The sequence below is a fragment of the Klebsiella terrigena genome, from assembly GCF_012029655.1.
Classification (GTDB): domain Bacteria; phylum Pseudomonadota; class Gammaproteobacteria; order Enterobacterales; family Enterobacteriaceae; genus Klebsiella; species Klebsiella terrigena.
The window spans coordinates 2,976,178-2,992,213 of sequence record NZ_CP050508.1; the positions used below are offsets into that span (position 1 = coordinate 2,976,178).

Below are 16,036 nucleotides of genomic sequence, written 5' to 3' on the forward strand. Positions count from 1 at the left end.
TGACTCCCGTCAGCAATCATTACAGCTGGCCCGCGGCGGCCATCTTCAGGTAGCTATCGTCGAAGCGCAGCTTGACGTTGCCCGCGTCGCCGACGGTGACGTTGCCCGGGAAACTCATGCCGATAAAGTCAGCGCTCTGGGCGCCCTCGCCCAGCAGCCCTTTGTCAAAGGAGAACTGCGCCACGCGCTGCATGGTTTTGGCCAGCTCCGGGGTGGAGATAAATTTGAGGGTCTCGTCGGGAGTCCAGAACAGATGGGTGGTTTTCAGCTGCGCCTCATAGCCCGCGAGGTCGGTGCCGGAATCGGCCGCCATGGCGCTCAGCGCCGGCTTATCCCCGGCCTGCATTTTGCTCATCATCTCAAACCACGCGCCGGTCAACGCCTTGCCGAGAGCCGGGTTGTCCTTCAGGGTTTGGCTGTTGACCACCATCATGTCGATAAGCTCTCCGGGCACCTGGGAGGAGCTAAAGACTTCGCTGGTTTGTGGGGTCTTTTTGATAACCGACAGCTGCGGGTTCCACGCCACGGCGGCGCGCACGCTGCTGGTGCCGAAGGCCGAGACAATATCGGCGTCAGAGGTATTGACCACTTTGACGTCTCGCTCCTGCAGTCCGGCCTTTTCCAGTCCGCGAACCAGCAGATAGTGCGAAACCGAGAGCTCCGGGAGGTAAACCTGCATCCCCTTGAGGTCGCTCAGCTTTTTGCCCGCGCCCTTCAGCACCACGCCATCGTTGCCGTCAGAGTAGCTGCCGGTGATCAGCGCGGTGGTATCCACCCCGCCGGCGGCAGGAATGGTCAGGGCATCCATATTGGTCATGGTGCAGCCGTCGAACTGGCCGGCGGTATACTGGTTAATCGATTCGATGTAGTCGTTGAGCTGCACGATATTGATCTTGATACCGTACTTGCTGGCCCATTTATCGATGATTTTTTCGTTGCTGATGGTGCCCCAGGGCATCCAGCCGGCATAAATCGTCCAGCAGATGTTGAACTCTTTTTTCACCGCGGCAAAGGAAGGGAAACTGGCCAGCAGCGCCAGGGACAGGACAAAAGAACGGAGTAGTGGCGATCGCTTCATGATGAACCTCTGGTTGGCACAAAAAACAGGAGCAGCGCGACACCTACTGGTGCTGCTGTCTCCCGGGCTTTTGTCCCGCCGTGTAACCTCGCAGAGGTCGCCAGCTCTCGGACCAGTCATTCACCTGCGTGAACCGGAACCCTAGCCAGCTATTTGATCATCTAAATTGTATGGTGCGCTGCCTTCTGTTTTTATCTTGCAAAGCATATGCCAAAATAATAATTAGCATAAAATCAACAGGATGGAATATTAACCGCCACCAGCACACCAGGATGGGGAGCCGTTTTGGGGCAACGCGTAGATTTGGTGCAGAGGGAGGCAGGCTCGCGCCTGCCGGGGCGTTATTTGCGCGCTTCAAAGGCGATTTTAACCGCCATTCCTGCCAGCACCGTCGCCATCAGCCAGCGCTGAAAGCGCTGCCAGAGCGGGCGACCGGTAAGAAACCGCGACACCTCGCCGGCCATCAGCACAATCAGCGCGTTGACCGCCACGCTGATCGATGCCTGGGTGAAGCCGAGCACCAAAGACTGGCTGAGAATGCTGCCGTGGCCGGGGGAGATAAACTGCGGTAAGAGCGACAGATACATAATGGCGATTTTAGGATTCGCCAGATTGGTAATAAAGCCCATCAGAAAGAGCTTACGCCCGCTGTCTGCCGGCAGGTCGCGCACGGCAAAGAGCGAACGTCCGCCCGGTTTTATCGCCTGCCAGGCCAGGTAGAGTAAGTAGACGACCCCGCTGATGCGCAAAATATCGTAGGCATAGGGCACCGCAAAAATCAGCGCGGTAATCCCCAGCGCCGCGCACAGCATATAAAAGACGAACCCCAGCGCCACGCCGCCTAATGAAATCAGGCCGGCGCGTTTGCCCTGGCAGATCGAGCGCGAGGTCAGGTAGATCATATTCGGCCCGGGGGTCAGCACCAGCCCCAGGGCAACGAACGCGAATGTTATTAACGAACTCAATTCAGGCATAGTTTATCTCCACCAGACAAAGTTATGCCCAGGCGCGCGGCGGTCGCGACCATGCTCCCCGACAGTATTCTGTCTCAAGGCGCCAGTTACATGGCCGTGAATAGTAATAGCCTGTCGCTCACCGCTCAGCAACCCCTCAAATTTCGCCGCTTATGCCCGGCTTCGCCTGATGGGTAATGCCGGTGTTGCCCGCCGCCGCTGGTGCATAAGATTTTTCCTGGTGGGCTGGCGCTTTTATCGCCAAACGTGCCGCGACGATTTCCTAAACTAATACGTTAATACTATGGTTAGTAAGTCGCTTTTACGTATTTCGGAGCTTAACCACAAATAACATATGGATTTCTTTATCACCCGCTGTTAAAAGGATATAACTATTAATTCCGTAGATTTATTCAAGTATCACTTATTGAAAGCAGTGTATATCGTAATGGCATTCACAAAAGTAAACGGAGCCTGATATGAGCACGTCTAACGATTCATCTAACAACGCGTCCGCAGGGAAGTGTCCTTTTCATACCGCGGCGCCCACGCAAAGCGCCGGCGGCGGCACAGCTAACCGAGACTGGTGGCCAAACCAGCTGCGTGTGGATCTGCTGAACCAGCACTCCAGCCGCTCGAATCCGCTGGGTGAAGAATTTAACTACCGGGAAGAGTTTAAAAAGCTCGATTACTCCGCGCTAAAAGCCGATCTGAGAGCCCTGCTAACCGACTCCCAGGAGTGGTGGCCGGCAGACTGGGGCAGCTACATTGGGCTGTTTATTCGTATGGCCTGGCACGGTGCCGGTACCTACCGTACCGTTGACGGGCGCGGCGGCAGCGGCCGCGGCCAGCAGCGTTTCGCCCCGCTGAACTCCTGGCCGGACAACGTCAGCCTGGATAAGGCCCGCCGCCTGCTGTGGCCGGTCAAACAAAAATATGGCCAGAAAATCTCCTGGGCCGACCTCTACATGCTGGCGGGGAACGTGGCGTTGGAAAATGCCGGTTTCCGTACCTTTGGCTTCGGCGCCGGACGCGAAGACGTGTGGGAACCGGACCTCGACGTTGACTGGGGTAATGAAAAAGCCTGGCTTGAGCACCGTCATCCGGAAAGCCTGGCGCAGCAGCCGCTGGGCGCCACCGAAATGGGCCTGATTTACGTCAACCCGGAAGGCCCGAACGCCAGCGGCGAGCCGCTCTCCGCGGCGGCGGCGATTCGCGCCACCTTTGGCAACATGGGGATGGACGATGAAGAGATCGTGGCCCTGATTGCCGGCGGCCATACGCTGGGTAAAACCCACGGCGCGGCCGTCACCAGCCACGTAGGCGCCGAGCCGGAAGCTGCCGGCATTGAGGCTCAGGGTCTCGGCTGGTCCAGCACCTACGGCAGCGGTGCCGGGGCGGACGCTATCACCTCGGGCCTTGAGGTTGTCTGGACCCAGACGCCGACCCAGTGGAGCAACTACTTCTTCGAAAACCTCTACAAATATGAGTGGGTACAGACCCGCAGCCCGGCTGGCGCCATTCAGTTTGAAGCCAAAGACGCGCCAGACCTGATCCCCGACCCGTTTGACCCGGAGAAAAAGCGTAAGCCAACGATGCTGGTTACCGACCTGACGCTGCGCTTCGACCCGGAATTCGATAAGATTTCTCGCCGCTTCCTCAACGATCCGCAGGCGTTTAACGAAGCCTTTGCCCGCGCCTGGTTCAAGCTGATTCACCGCGATATGGGGCCAAAATCCCGCTACCTCGGACCGGAAGTCCCGAAAGAAGACCTGATCTGGCAGGACCCGCTCCCGGCTGCTGTCCACAGCCCGAGCGAGGCGGATATTGCCACCCTGAAAACCGCCATCGCCGATGCGGGCCTGTCGGTGAGCGAACTGGTTTCCGTTGCCTGGGCTTCGGCTTCCACCTTCCGCGGCGGAGATAAGCGCGGCGGAGCAAACGGCGCGCGTCTGGCGCTGGCGCCGCAGAAAGACTGGCCGGTCAACGCCATCGCGGCGAAGGTTCTGCCAACCCTGCAGGCGATTCAAAAAGCCTCCGGTAAAGCATCGCTGGCCGATATTATCGTGCTGGCAGGCTCGGTCGGCGTTGAGCAGGCCGCCGCTGCCGCGGGCGTATCGGTCACCGTGCCGTTTGCGCCGGGCCGCGTGGATGCCCGTCAGGATCAGACCGATATCGAGTCCGTCGGTTTGCTGGAGCCGCTGGCGGATGGTTTCCGCAACTATCGCCGTATTGAAGGGGGCGTTTCTACCGAGACGCTGCTGCTGGATAAGGCCCAGCAGCTGACGCTGACCGCGCCGGAGCTTACCGTGCTGGTCGGGGGTTTACGCGTGCTGGGCGCCAACTTTGACGGCAGCCAGCACGGCGTCTTCACCGACCGCCGCGGCGTTCTCAGCAACGACTTCTTCGTCAATCTCCTGAGCATGGCGACCGTCTGGAAAGCCACCGACGAACGGGGCGAACTGTTCGAAGGCCGCGATCGTAAGAGCGGCGAGAGCCGGTTCACCGCCACCCGCGCCGACCTGGTGTTCGGTTCCAACTCGGTGCTGCGCGCGCTGGCAGAAGTTTACGCCAGCCAGGACGCGCAGCAGAAGCTGGTCACCGACTTCGTGGCGGCCTGGACCAAAGTGATGAACCTCGACCGTTTCGATCTGTAATCTCCCACCCCGGCAGGCTTCTCGCCCGCCGGGGCTTCTCTCTTCCCGCCCTATCCTTGCCGCAGCTGCTGCAGCCGACTGTAGGTTCGCTGAATATCTTCCCGCTCAACTCCCGCGACCAGCTCGGGTAATCCGCATTCGCTCACCAGCACCAGGCGACACTGCTTCTCATAGAGCACATCCACCAGGTTGATAAACCGCTGCTGCGCCGCCGGTCCCGCGTGACCTAAAGGCGGCACCGCGTCCAGCAGCCAGCATGAATGGCTTTCGCACAGCGTCAGGTAGTCCATCACCGACGTCGGGCCCTGGCACAGCTGGCTGAAGGTAAAATGTAAAAAAGCCGCCGGCGCGGAGGCCACCTCAAGGGTGCGATACCCGACCGGCAGCGTCAGCGCCCTGGCGGCGGGCTCGGGTAAAGCATGCCGCCTGCGGGTGTGGTCCGACGGCCGGATCAGCAGCAGGCCCTGGCAAAACGGGCTCTCCGCCGGCGCGTGGCGCGCCCGGTAGTCCTCTTCACCGTCGAGCGCGACTACCGTCATATGCTGTTTAATTAACGCAATCGAAGGCAAAAAGCGCGCATGGTATAGCGGATCTTCCAGCAGCCGTTCCGGAGGGTAGTTGGAGGTTGCCATCAGGACGACGCCGCGCTGAAACAGCTGCGCCAGCAGCGGCTTAACCAGCATCGCGTCCGCCGGATCGTGGAGATGGAACTCGTCAAAACAGATCAGTCGGCAGCCGTCGGTCATCTGCGCGATGACCGCAGGCAGCGACGGCGAGGTGGGCGCGTTCAGGCGCTGATGCAGTTCGCGAAAAAAAGAGTGGAAGTGCACCCGGCGCTTAGCCGCCAGCGGCAGGCCGGCAAAGAAGCTATCGACGAGCAGGCTTTTGCCGCGCCCGGTGCGCCCCCAGACGTAAAGCCCTTTGCCGGGAGCGGCGCTTTGCGCCAGCAATCTCCGCCCCAGCGCATCAAGCTGCGCAACCAGCGCCTGCTGGTCGCTATCAAGGCTCAGAGCCAGCTCCCGAGCCCGCTGCGCCATCAGCGCGGTAAAACTAAAATCGCTCGTTCCTTGCATGATTCTCTCCTTTCTGGGTCAGCGGCGGCGGTTCAACGACGGCAGTGTAGGGACAATTGCTTGCCTTGACCACACCCAGGCCAGCCGGAGAGCGTTAACCGCACCGGCGGCAAAAAAACGCCGCCCGTTACGCCGGTTCGCCGCTGATTTCCGCCACCAGCCAGCGCTCAAAATCCTCTAATGCGCTCTCGTTAATCCCCGTTTCAACCGGCTTGACCAGGCAGAAATTTTTGTTCAGCCGCGCGGAAACCGGCCAGGGGGCAACCAGCGCCCCGCTGCTGAGCTCGTTTTCGACGTACACCTGCGGCACCAGCGCAACGCCAAGCCCGGCCTGCACGGCGGAGATGGCCATTTCATGCAGATCGTAGCGCACGCCCCGGGACGGATTGTCCAGCGCGATGCCGCTCTCCTCGGCGTAGCGCTGCCACGCATCCGGATTTTGCCGTCGGTGAATACGCGGCAGCGCGTTCAGCTGCACGCCGCTGTCCCGCGCGGTCAGCAGCGAGGGATGGCACACCGGGACCAGCTTTTCCTGGAGCAGAAAGCGGATACGCATTCCGGCCCACGCCGGGTGCTCAAAATGAACCGCCGCGTCAAACCCGCTGCCGGTCAGAATAAAGGGGTCCGTATGGGCCGCAATATTCAGCGTGATATCCGGGTACCGGCGGTTAAAACCGCTGAGGCGCGGGATCAGCCAGCGGCTGGCGAAGGTCGGCAGCACGGCGATTTCGAGGCTGCGGCTGCCGTCGGCCATTCCCGTCAGGTACTGGGTGTCCCGGTCGAGGCGCTCAAGCGTTTCGCGCACGCGGTGGGCGTAGCGCGCGCCGTTCGGGTTCAGCCGCACGCGGGTTCCGGTGCGGTCGAATAACCGGCAGTTCAGCAGGGCCTCAAGTCGCCCAATCTGCCGGCTGACCGCGCCTTCGGTCAAGGAGAGCTCCTCCGCCGCGCGGGCAAAATTACCGTGCCTTGCCGCCGCGTCAAACGCCTGTAACGACGCGCTGCTGGGCAGTTTTCTTCGCATGATAGCGCCCCTGGATATGAGAACCTTTAGTGACGAAATGTCACTACATGATGAGATAATATCGATTCAGGCGGCTAAATACAGCCAGTAACATGATGAAATATCAGCAATGCGCTGTTCACCTTCATGCAGAGGCCCGTTTATGCTTTATACCGTTGAATGCACCTATACCGACCCGACAAGCGAAGCCGAATGGAATGATTTTTACACCCGGGTGAAGCTCCCGGCGCTGCTGAGCGTTGACGGCTTCAGCACCTCCCAGCGCTTCAGGGCCCTCACCCCGGGCTGCCCGGCCTGGCTGGCCATTCACACCGTTCGCGATGCCGCGGTCCTCGCCGGCGCGGAGTACCGTCTCAAGGGCGGCGGCAGCTTTGCGCAGTGGCAGGCCAACATCGGCGACTGGCGTCGCGGTCTTTATCAGTGTGCGGAGCCAGCTCCGGCGGTGGCCGCAGAGCAGATCCTGCTGCTCACCGGGCAACCTCTCGACTTTATTGACCACGAGCTGGGCTACCGGCCGTGGCTGCTGCGGGCCGCCGGTCTGGATAGCGCCTCTGAAGACCGGCTGGCATACGTGATTCCGGCAGACAAGGCCCGCCTGCTCGCCGCTGCGGCGGATATCTGTCTGTATCGGCCGATAACCGACCAGCTGTATCCCCAACAAGGAGGCATTCATGAGCATAATTAAACCCATCAGCCGTCGGGTTGGCGATTATCAGGTGACCGCGTTGAGCGACGGGAATATGTCCGTCAGCCTCGGCATCCTCTCCGGCATTGATCCGGCAGATGCGGACGAAAGGCAGCGCGCGGCCGGGGTAGCTGACCCGCAGGCGTTGCATATCAACGCCTATCTGATCCGCGGCCGAGGGCGCACGATCCTCGTCGATTCCGGTACCGGCGGTCGGAATAACGCCGGAGGTCAGCTCCCCGCGCGCCTTCGCCAGCTGGGCATCGCGCCGGCCGACGTCGATACGATCCTGCTGACGCACGGTCACCCCGACCATATTGGCGGACTGCTCGATGCCGACGGCGAAGCCGTCTATAAAAATGCGCGGCTCTATCTGCACCCCCGCGAGGTCGCATACTGGCAGGATGACGTTCTGATGATGCGCGCCAGCGAGCGGGTTCAGGGTAACTTCGCGCTGTTTCGCCGCACCCTGGCAGCCTATGAGGGGCGGGTAAACCTGCTAACGGGCGATGAGCTGCTCCCCGGCATTCATCCGGTCTGGCTGCCCGGGCACACGCCGGGTCACAGCGGATTTCGTATCGATGCCGGCGATAAGCCCCTGCTGATCTGGGGCGACATTGTGCATTTCCCACACATTCAGTCGGCCCTGCCGGCCGTCGCAGTCGCCTTTGACGCCGACCCCGCCGAGGCGGCAGACACCCGGAGACGCATTCTGGCGCAGGCGGCAGGCGAGCAGTGGCTGATTGCCGGCATGCACCTCGCCAGCGCCGGCTTTGCCCGGCTGGAAGCCGTTGATGACGGTTACCGGATTGCCTATCAGCAGGACTGAAGATCGGTGCGGTACTCTTCCCCGCAGCGGGAGGACGGAAAACAGGCCACAGAGAGCGGGGAAAGATACGGCATTCTCAACTTTGTGGCCTCAGCGTGCGCCTGGGCTCATTTTCAGCGCTACTATTTGCGCGTGTACCGAACCCAACGTGAGAGGGAATTCTTTATGAGCGTGCCGCAAACAAAATCAGAATTACTCAGCGCTATCGATAAAAACTTCGACAAATTAATCGGCTACCTGCATGCCATACCGGCAGAACTTACCGCAGAGCGCGCAATGGATGGCCACGCCAAAGGCAGCCAGATGAGCATTCATAACCTCGTTTCTTACCTGCTGGGCTGGAATGCGCTGGTCGTAAAGTGGATCGTTTCTGATGCTAAAGGGCTCGCCGTCGATTTTCCGGAGACCGGCTATAAATGGAATCAGCTTGGCCTTCTGGCGCAAAAATTTTACTCAGACTACAGGGATTTAAGCTACAGCTCGCTAATCGCTGAGCTGCAGACGGTCAACAATGAGATAGTGCGGCTGATTGACGAGCGCAGCGATGACATTTTGTACGCAAAGCCCTGGTACACAAAATGGACGATGGGGCGAATGATCTCATTTAACACGTCGTCACCTTATGCGAATGCCTGCGGACGCTTAAGAAAGTGGGCGAAAGAGAATGATATCCGCTTACAGTAAACGCCTGGGCGCAACGAGTCCGAATGAGTCATCCCCGTCCGCCGGCGGCGGCGGCGGTTACGCCGGGGCGTCATCGATAGTGACATTGATAACGACATCGATAACGACATCGATAACGACATTGATAACGATATCGATAACAACATAGATACGCTTCGCGACGCTAATCCCCTCTCCCGTCTTCGCCACCCGAACCTGATCCTGCGGCCCGTTAGTCATTTCATTCAAATCCACGGCACCCGATCGCGAAAAACCAGCGTATTCCACAACCCCTGAGAAAATTAACCAGATATCCATCTGAAGAATGGATATAGAGCGGTCGATTAAAAATTTAATACTATTAACAATCAATTAACATTAGCAGGCAAACATTTTATCTGAGGAAAATAATAATATGTCTACCACCCACGTTCTGGGGGATGCGCCCTTTGCCCCCGCAGGACAGCCCCACTCCAGCCTGACCAGCCGCATCGATGCCCTGCCTGCCTCCTTCGGCCTGTGGTCATTTATCACCCTGCTGGCGCTCGGTGGTTTCTTCGAGCTGTACGATCTTTTTCAGACCGGGTACATCAGCACCGGCCTGCTGGCGGAGAATATCTTTCACGTCGGCGCGCAGGGCATTTTCGGCATATCGGATCAGGCCGCCTTCGCCTCGGCGACCTTTTTCGGCCTGTTTATCGGTGCCAGCCTCCTCGCGCCGCTGGCGGATAAGCTCGGCCGCCGCCTGACCTTTATGTTTGCGCTCGCCTGGTACGGCGTATTCTCGCTGCTGATGGCCTTTCAGAGCAGCGCGGAGGGGGTTATTTTCTTCCGTTTCCTCGTCGGCATTGGCCTCGGAATTGAGCTGGTCACCATCGACACCTACTTAAGCGAATGGGTGCCCACCCACCTGCGCAACAAAGCTTTCGCCTTTGCCTTTTTCATTCAGTTTCTCTCGGTGCCCGCCGTGGCGCTGATGTCATGGATGCTGGTGCCGATCGCCCTGTTCGGCCTGAGCGGCTGGCGCTGGGTCATTATCTTCGGCGCGCTCTGCTCGCTGGTTATCTGGGTCATTCGCAAGAAGCTGCCGGAATCGGCCCGCTGGCTGGAAGTCAAAGGCCGCAACGACGACGCCCATGCGGTGATGTGTGAGATGGAGCAGCGCTGCGGTATTGCCCCCTCGCCGCAGCACCGGATCCAGGCCGGGACAACGAAAACGCAGACCGGTACCTTCAAGGAGATTTGGGCGCCGGAGTATCGCAAACGCACCATCATGCTGATGGTCATGAACTTCTTCCAGGCGATCGGCTTTTTTGGCTTCGGCAACTGGCTGCCGGCGCTGCTCTCAGGCCAGGGCGCGAGCATAACCCACAGCCTGCTGTACGCCTTTTTCATTACCCTCGCCTATCCGATTGGCTGCCTGTTCTGCACCCGCTTTGTTCACCGCTTCGAGAACAAATGGCAGATCGTCCTCTCCGCGCTGATGACGGTGGTGTTCGGCACCCTTTTCGCCCTGCAAAATAGTCCGGTAATGCTGGTTATCTGCGGCTTTATGATCACCTGGTCCAACGCCTGGCTGACCATCAGCTATCACGCCTATCAGGCCGAGGTGTTCCCGACCCACATTCGCGCCCGGGCGGTCGGCTTCTGCTACTCGTTCAGCCGCCTCTCGACGGCCATCACCAGCATTCTGATCGGCATCATTCTGCAGTACGCCGGTGCGCCGGGGGTGATCAGCTTTATCGTGGCCAGCATGCTGATGGTGATGCTCTCGGTCGGTATTTTCGGGCCCAAAACCCGCGGTATCAGCCTCGAAAAAATCTAGCCACACGCCTTGTCGCCGGAATGCTTCCGGCGGCAACGGCGGCGCGTATGCCGCTGGCTGAACGAAAGTGACGCCAGCAAACGCCGGACCGCTTAGCCAAATATCGCCTGCGCGTCGGCAAAGCATTTTTCCGCCAGCGACGACACCGGCTCTTGATTGCGCATAATCAGCGCCAGCATCGAATCCACTGCCGTTTCGGCAATTGGGATAATCTCCAGGTTGTCGCTCAGCGCCTCCAGACCGTTGTTGAGCGGCATAATGGCGCAGCAGATGCCCGCCTGCACCGCCTGTATGATCTGGAACGTGGAGTCGCTTTCAAAGACGTATTTCGGCGTCAGCCCTTTGCCCTTAAAGCTCATTTCGATCGATTCGCGGTAGTACATCCCTTTGGTGAGAAAGCCGAGCGGCAATGCGGCCAGCGTCTCCCAGTCGGGGATCCCCGCAGCGAACTGAAAGTGGCGCCGATCGTGCAGCAGCCCCATTCGGGTCGCCGGGAGCCACTGCACGTTGAAAAGCTGGCTATCGACGTGGTGCAGATAGCAGATCCCGAGGTCGAGCTGGTTACGGCTCACGCCATCGATAATCTGCTCCGAGGTCAGCGACAGCAGGCTAAACTGCAGCTCGGGATACTTTTCGCTCAGGGGCTTAATCAGCTGCATCGGGTTGAGGCTGGCCAGCGGCACCATGCCGACCCGCAGCTGGCCAACCATCTGCCCGCGGCAAATGGCTGCCTCCGCCTCCAGCCCGTCGTGGGCGGCCAGCAACGCCCGCGCCCACGCCAGAATGCGTTCCCCTTCGGGAGTAAAGCCCTCGAAGCGCTGCCCGCGCTGGATCAGCACGAGGTTCAGCTCCTCTTCCAGGCTGCGAATGCGCATCGAGAGCGTCGGCTGGGTGATATGACAGGCCGCTGCGGCCTGGCCAAAATGGCGGGTCCGGTCGAGGGCGATCAGGTACTTGAGCTGTTTAATATCCATGATTGATCCACTTATTTGCGCTCGCGCGTAATGGTGCGCCAGCGCGATACAGAGCGCTAGTGTAGCCCAAATATGTTAGCCAAATGTTATTTTAAGGCCTAAAAATGCCCGCTGCCGGCGCCGCCAAACGCGCCGCACGCTTGATTTAAGGGCTGACGCTGCCAAACTGGGTACAGGGCTATCGGTAAACGGAGGGGCAAGGTGAAGCGCTATGTACATCAGGTTGAGCAGCACAAAGTTCCGGTCGCCGGGCTCGAAGCGCTGTCGCTATTGACCGAGCACAGCTTCTCCCGCCACTCTCACGACCGGTTCGGCATCGGCGTGTTTACCCACGGCGCCCAGCGTTCGTGGAGCCATATCGGCAAAGTTGACGCCGCTGCCGGCAACGTCATTATGGTCAACCCCGGCGAAATTCACGACGGCGCGCCGCTGCACGGCCCTCGCGGCTGGCAGATGCTGTATATCGATCCCCATTTAGTTGAGCAGGCGCTCCCCGAGGGCGCAAAGGCGGAGGATATTATCCTGCGCCCGGTGGTTGAGGATCCTCGGCTGAACGGGCTGATGGCGCGCATGTTCAGCGAAATCCGCGCCGCGTCCCCCGACGGCGGCGCCGTAGAGGAAGCCTTTCTTCTCTGCCTGATGCAGATCTCCCGCCGCCACCTGCTGGTGAAGCCGCCGGGAGAGCCCGGCTCGCCGGGCATCGCTCTGGCAAAAGAGTATCTCGACGATGCGCCGGAAAATAAGATAACCCTCGAGCATCTCGCCGCGCTTTGCGGTATCAGCCGTTTCCAGCTGATACGCGGCTTCGCCCGCGCAACCGGGATCACCCCGCACGCCTATCTGATCCAGTCCCGCGTGCGGCTGGCCCGCAGGCTGCTGGCGGAGGGGAACGGCCTGGCCGAAGCGGCGCTGATGGCGGGCTTCGCCGATCAGAGCCACTTCACCCGCGCCTTCCTGAAGCAGTTCGGGATGACGCCGGGATACTACCTCACCGCAATCGGCTAGCCTGCCTGCAATTTTGTTCAATACGCGCCGGCTTCGCTGCGAAATACTCAGGCTCTTTCCCCTTAAACGAAGAGCATGCTATGTCGCTTATCACGCCTGAATTTCTTATTACCTCCCTGATCGTTGTCGTCGCCCCCGGCACCGGCGCGCTCTACACCATTGCTACCGGACTCTCCGCCGGCAGCAGAATGAGCTACGCCGCCGCGCTGGGCTGCACGCTGGGGATTATTCCTCATATGCTGGCGGCGGTAACCGGACTGGCGGCCATTCTCCACGGCAGCCCGCTGGCGTTTGAGGGCGTGCGCTATCTCGGCGTCGCCTGGCTGCTGTATCTGGCGTGGATAACCCTCAGGCAGCGCGGCTCGCTGCGCCTCGACGCGGCAGATACCGCGCGGAGCGCGGGTAAAATCGTCACCCACGCGGTATTGATAAACCTGCTTAATCCCAAGCTTCCGCTCTTTTTTCTGGCGTTTTTACCGCAGTTTATACGCAGCGATTCCCCCTCGCCGACGGGAGATATGCTGCTGCTGGGCGCCATTTTTATGCTGATGACCCTGCTGGTGTTTATGCTCTATGGCGCCTTTTCCGCCGCCATGCGCCGCCACGTCCTCACCCGCCCGGCGATCCTGCGGGGTCTGAGCCTGGGCTTTGCCGCCGGTTTTGTTGCGCTGGGCATCAGGCTTATTCTGACGCCGCGCTGATACGGGGCCTCGCCGGCGGCGGCTGCCGACGACGAGGTGCAGGAGGTGCTAGCGGAGGCCCGCGACGGGCAGGATCTCTTTCGAGCGCAGCGTCAGGCGAACCGGTACCGATTTGTAGGACGGCGTCCCGCTCTCTTCATCAAGATAGTTGAGCGGAACCAGAACGTTAGCCTCCGGATAATAGGCGCCCACGGTGCCCGGCGCGATGCTGTAGGCCACCAGCGTAATGTCCTCAAGACGCTGGTGGCTGTCCGGCAGCGCGGTACTGATATCCACCCGGTCGCCGTGCTCCAGCCCCATATTTGCCATGTCCTGCTCGTTCATAAACAGCACGTCGCGGCGGCCAAAGACGCCGCGATAGCGGTCATCGAGCGCATAAATCGTGGTGTTGTACTGGTCGTGGCTGCGCAGCGTCACCAGGCGCATAACGTCCTCCCCGCCCACCTGCACGTTTTCATGAACGCCGTGGAAAACCGAGAACATCGCTTTGCCCGTTGGCGTCGGCCAGACTCGCTCGGTGGGCGGCAGCGGCATGCGGAAGCCGCCCGGATGACGAATGCGCTGGTTGTAGTTTTCAAAGCCGGGAACGGTGCGTTCAATCAGCTCGCGGATGCGATCGTAGTTTGCCACCAGCGCCAGCCAGTCAACTTTGGTGTTCGCCAGCGTCGCCATCGCCATCCCGGCCACAATCGCCGGCTCGGAGCGCAGCTGCGGTGAGGCCGGCTTCAGCTTGCCCGACGAGGCGTGGACCATCGACATCGAATCCTCAACGGTAATCGACTGGCGGCCGCTTTGCTGGACGTCGAGTTCGGTACGTCCCAGACAGGGCAAAATATAGGTCTCTTTAGCCACCAGCAGGTGCGAGCGGTTGAGCTTGGTACCAACGTGTACGCTCAGCTCCAGCCCCTGCATCGCCGGGAAGGCCTGCTGACGATCGGGCATGGCGACGGCAAAGTTGCCGCCGAGGCACAGCAGCGCCTTCGATTTCCCCGCAATCATCGCCTCCAGCGCCTTCACCGCATCGTGGCCATGCGCCTGCGGCGGAACAAAGCCGAACTCACGCTGCAGGCTGGCGAGGAAGCTGGCGCTCGGCTTTTCGGTGATCCCAACGGTGCGGTTGCCCTGCACGTTGGAGTGCCCGCGCAGCGGACAGATCCCGGCGCCCGGTTTGCCAATATTGCCGCGCATCAGCAGCAGGTCGGCGATCAGGCGCACGTTTGAGGTGCCCTTGTTATGCTGGGTGATCCCCATGCCGTAGGTGACGATGGTGGCGTTGGATTTGGCATAGGCCGCGGCGACGCGCTGCAGGTCGTCGCGGGTCAGGCCCGATTCGCGCTCGATGTCGTGCCAGCGGGTCAGGCGCAAATCATCGGCAAAGGCGGGAAAGTTCTGCGTATGTTCGGCAATAAAAGCGCTGTCGAGGACATTATCCAGATCGTCATCCATCTGCAGCAGCGCCTTGGCAATGCCCTTCAGCGCCGCAGCGTCGCCGCCGGCCTTGACCTGGAAATAGGTCGAGGCGATGTTGGTTGAGCTGTAGGTCGCCATTTCGATCACGTTCTGCGGGTCGGCAAAACGCTCCAGCGCCCGCTCTTTTAGCGGATTGAGGACAATTATCGGCACTCCGCGCCGCGACAGCTCGTGCAGGGTTCCCATCATCCGCGGGTGGTTGGTTCCCGGGTTGTGGCCGATGGAAATAACCAGCTCGGTTTGCTCAAAATCATCCAGCGAAACCGTCCCTTTGCCAATGCCAATCGACTGCGGCAGCCCGACGCTGGTTGCCTCGTGGCACATATTGGAGCAGTCAGGGAAGTTGTTGGTGCCGAGCTCGCGAGCGTAAAGCTGGAACAGCCAGGCGGCTTCGTTGGAGGCGCGCCCTGAGGTGTAAAACTCGACCTCATCCGGCTGCATGCCGCTGACAATCTCGCCGATTCGCGTAAAGGCGCGCTCCCAGGAGACCGGGCGCAGGGTGTCGCTGGCGCGATCGTAGACCAGCGGATCGGTTAAGCGGCCGTAGCCTTCCAGCTCAAAATCGCTTTTCGCCAGCAGGGAACTGACCGTATTGGCCGCCAGAAACTCGGCGGTGACGCGTTTGCTGGTCGCTTCCCAGGTCACCGCCTTGGCGCCATTCTCGCAAAACTGGAAGGTCGACTTGTGCTCTTTGTCCGGCCATGCGCAGCCCGGGCAGTCGAAACCGTCCGGCTGGTTGGTGCGCAGCAGCGTCGCGGGGGCATCAAGGGCATCCATCTGGGTGCGAACGGCGATGGCGGTGGCTTTCAGCGCGCCCCAGCCGCCGGCCGGGCCGTCATAGGGATGAACCCCCGGCACTGCGCGTCTTTTCTTGTTCATGCTAGCTCCTGAATGCACCGTCGATAAGCAGGTAAATGCGTGCGTCAGACCGCCTTATCAGAGCGATCGCACTGTTTTTTGGCCGCTCGCCGGCGCGAGGTGAACATCCGCCGCCGACGAGGGTTTTTGTTAACGAAAGAATAACAATCGAGGCCGAGACTGTATAATCAATGTTATCTATCACGCATTAGATTTAACTTATTTAACATTAGCAGCGCGGCGG

Annotated in this window: 14 protein-coding genes and 2 riboswitches; of the genes, 7 read left to right on the forward strand and 7 right to left on the reverse strand. The window is 60.3% G+C overall.

Going from position 1 to position 16,036, the window contains the following annotated elements:
• Positions 1–19: 19 nt before the first annotated feature.
• Positions 20–1,078, reverse strand: coding sequence for a putative urea ABC transporter substrate-binding protein (locus HCK03_RS14035; RefSeq protein ID WP_041145459.1), 1,059 nt, complete (start codon positions 1,076–1,078; stop codon positions 20–22).
• Between the two features lie 57 nt (positions 1,079–1,135).
• Positions 1,136–1,234, reverse strand: a riboswitch (guanidine-I (ykkC/yxkD leader).
• A 185-nt stretch (positions 1,235–1,419) separates the two neighbouring features.
• The gene (locus tag HCK03_RS14040) at positions 1,420–2,052 is read right to left on the reverse strand and encodes a LysE family translocator (RefSeq protein WP_041145458.1); all 633 of its coding nucleotides are present in this window, start codon (positions 2,050–2,052) and stop codon (positions 1,420–1,422) included.
• A gap of 19 nt (positions 2,053–2,071) precedes the next feature.
• Positions 2,072–2,152: riboswitch (ZMP/ZTP riboswitch) on the reverse strand.
• Between the two features lie 358 nt (positions 2,153–2,510).
• On the opposite strand from HCK03_RS14040, the gene katG reads away from it, so the two are divergent.
• A complete protein-coding gene (katG, locus tag HCK03_RS14045; protein ID WP_115192809.1) occupies positions 2,511–4,688 on the forward strand; it encodes a catalase/peroxidase HPI in 2,178 nt (725 codons plus the stop codon).
• 50 nt (positions 4,689–4,738) lie between these two features.
• Here the strand turns inward: katG and zapE are convergent, their stop codons facing one another.
• Together zapE and HCK03_RS14055 are read right to left on the reverse strand one after the other, a co-directional pair.
• Positions 4,739–5,761 (reverse strand): cell division protein ZapE, encoded by a 1,023-nt coding sequence (gene zapE / locus HCK03_RS14050; protein ID WP_167691769.1) that lies wholly within the window; start codon positions 5,759–5,761, stop codon positions 4,739–4,741.
• A gap of 127 nt (positions 5,762–5,888) precedes the next feature.
• Positions 5,889–6,782, reverse strand: coding sequence for a LysR substrate-binding domain-containing protein (locus HCK03_RS14055; RefSeq protein WP_167691770.1), 894 nt, complete (start codon positions 6,780–6,782; stop codon positions 5,889–5,891).
• Positions 6,783–6,924: 142 nt separating this feature from the next.
• On the opposite strand from HCK03_RS14055, the gene HCK03_RS14060 reads away from it, so the two are divergent.
• The 3 genes from HCK03_RS14060 (at position 6,925) to HCK03_RS14070 (ending at position 8,980) form a co-directional block, all read left to right on the forward strand.
• Positions 6,925–7,467 (forward strand): sugar ABC transporter, encoded by a 543-nt coding sequence (locus HCK03_RS14060; RefSeq protein ID WP_076947163.1) that lies wholly within the window; start codon positions 6,925–6,927, stop codon positions 7,465–7,467.
• Complete coding sequence (locus HCK03_RS14065) at positions 7,454–8,296, forward strand: MBL fold metallo-hydrolase (RefSeq protein ID WP_167691771.1); 843 nt, start codon at positions 7,454–7,456, stop codon at positions 8,294–8,296. The genes HCK03_RS14060 and HCK03_RS14065 overlap by 14 nt, the downstream gene beginning before the upstream one ends.
• 165 nt (positions 8,297–8,461) lie before the next feature.
• Positions 8,462–8,980, forward strand: a complete 519-nt coding sequence (locus HCK03_RS14070; RefSeq protein ID WP_115192814.1) for a ClbS/DfsB family four-helix bundle protein — start codon at positions 8,462–8,464, stop codon at positions 8,978–8,980.
• 57 nt (positions 8,981–9,037) lie between these two features.
• On the opposite strand, the gene HCK03_RS14075 is transcribed toward HCK03_RS14070, so the two are convergent.
• Positions 9,038–9,199 carry a hypothetical protein gene (locus HCK03_RS14075; protein WP_167691772.1) on the reverse strand — a complete coding sequence of 54 codons (162 nt, stop codon included), beginning with the start codon at positions 9,197–9,199 and terminating at the stop codon, positions 9,038–9,040.
• Between the two features lie 175 nt (positions 9,200–9,374).
• On the opposite strand from HCK03_RS14075, the gene HCK03_RS14080 reads away from it, so the two are divergent.
• Positions 9,375–10,784 (forward strand): MFS transporter, encoded by a 1,410-nt coding sequence (locus HCK03_RS14080; protein WP_167691773.1) that lies wholly within the window; start codon positions 9,375–9,377, stop codon positions 10,782–10,784.
• Positions 10,785–10,876: 92 nt separating this feature from the next.
• Here the strand turns inward: HCK03_RS14080 and HCK03_RS14085 are convergent, their stop codons facing one another.
• Entirely contained in the window at positions 10,877–11,758 is an 882-nt protein-coding gene (locus HCK03_RS14085) for a LysR family transcriptional regulator (RefSeq protein ID WP_041145449.1), read from the reverse strand.
• A gap of 201 nt (positions 11,759–11,959) precedes the next feature.
• Here HCK03_RS14085 and HCK03_RS14090 point away from each other — a divergent pair, with 201 nt between their 5' ends.
• Both HCK03_RS14090 and HCK03_RS14095 read left to right on the forward strand, forming a co-directional pair.
• Positions 11,960–12,763, forward strand: a complete 804-nt coding sequence (locus tag HCK03_RS14090) for a helix-turn-helix transcriptional regulator (RefSeq protein ID WP_143967171.1) — start codon at positions 11,960–11,962, stop codon at positions 12,761–12,763.
• 80 nt (positions 12,764–12,843) lie between these two features.
• Positions 12,844–13,464 (forward strand): LysE family translocator, encoded by a 621-nt coding sequence (locus tag HCK03_RS14095; RefSeq protein ID WP_167691774.1) that lies wholly within the window; start codon positions 12,844–12,846, stop codon positions 13,462–13,464.
• Positions 13,465–13,512: 48 nt separating this feature from the next.
• Here HCK03_RS14095 and HCK03_RS14100 read toward each other — a convergent pair whose 3' ends face one another.
• Positions 13,513–15,813 (reverse strand): FdhF/YdeP family oxidoreductase, encoded by a 2,301-nt coding sequence (locus HCK03_RS14100; RefSeq protein ID WP_167691775.1) that lies wholly within the window; start codon positions 15,811–15,813, stop codon positions 13,513–13,515.
• Between the last annotated feature and the right edge of the window lie 223 nt (positions 15,814–16,036).

Coding starts and splice junctions, on each gene's coding strand:
- HCK03_RS14075 (WP_167691772.1), bottom strand. CDS start 9,199: ATGACTAACGGGCCGCAGGATCAGGTTCGGGTGGCGAAGACGGGAGAG.
- HCK03_RS14040 (WP_041145458.1), bottom strand. CDS start 2,052: ATGCCTGAATTGAGTTCGTTAATAACATTCGCGTTCGTTGCCCTGGGG.
- HCK03_RS14080 (WP_167691773.1), top strand. CDS start 9,375: ATGTCTACCACCCACGTTCTGGGGGATGCGCCCTTTGCCCCCGCAGGA.
- HCK03_RS14035 (WP_041145459.1), bottom strand. CDS start 1,078: ATGAAGCGATCGCCACTACTCCGTTCTTTTGTCCTGTCCCTGGCGCTG.
- HCK03_RS14055 (WP_167691770.1), bottom strand. CDS start 6,782: ATGCGAAGAAAACTGCCCAGCAGCGCGTCGTTACAGGCGTTTGACGCG.
- zapE (WP_167691769.1), bottom strand. CDS start 5,761: ATGCAAGGAACGAGCGATTTTAGTTTTACCGCGCTGATGGCGCAGCGG.
- HCK03_RS14070 (WP_115192814.1), top strand. CDS start 8,462: ATGAGCGTGCCGCAAACAAAATCAGAATTACTCAGCGCTATCGATAAA.
- HCK03_RS14100 (WP_167691775.1), bottom strand. CDS start 15,813: ATGAACAAGAAAAGACGCGCAGTGCCGGGGGTTCATCCCTATGACGGC.
- HCK03_RS14060 (WP_076947163.1), top strand. CDS start 6,925: ATGCTTTATACCGTTGAATGCACCTATACCGACCCGACAAGCGAAGCC.
- HCK03_RS14085 (WP_041145449.1), bottom strand. CDS start 11,758: ATGGATATTAAACAGCTCAAGTACCTGATCGCCCTCGACCGGACCCGC.
- katG (WP_115192809.1), top strand. CDS start 2,511: ATGAGCACGTCTAACGATTCATCTAACAACGCGTCCGCAGGGAAGTGT.
- HCK03_RS14095 (WP_167691774.1), top strand. CDS start 12,844: ATGTCGCTTATCACGCCTGAATTTCTTATTACCTCCCTGATCGTTGTC.
- HCK03_RS14065 (WP_167691771.1), top strand. CDS start 7,454: ATGAGCATAATTAAACCCATCAGCCGTCGGGTTGGCGATTATCAGGTG.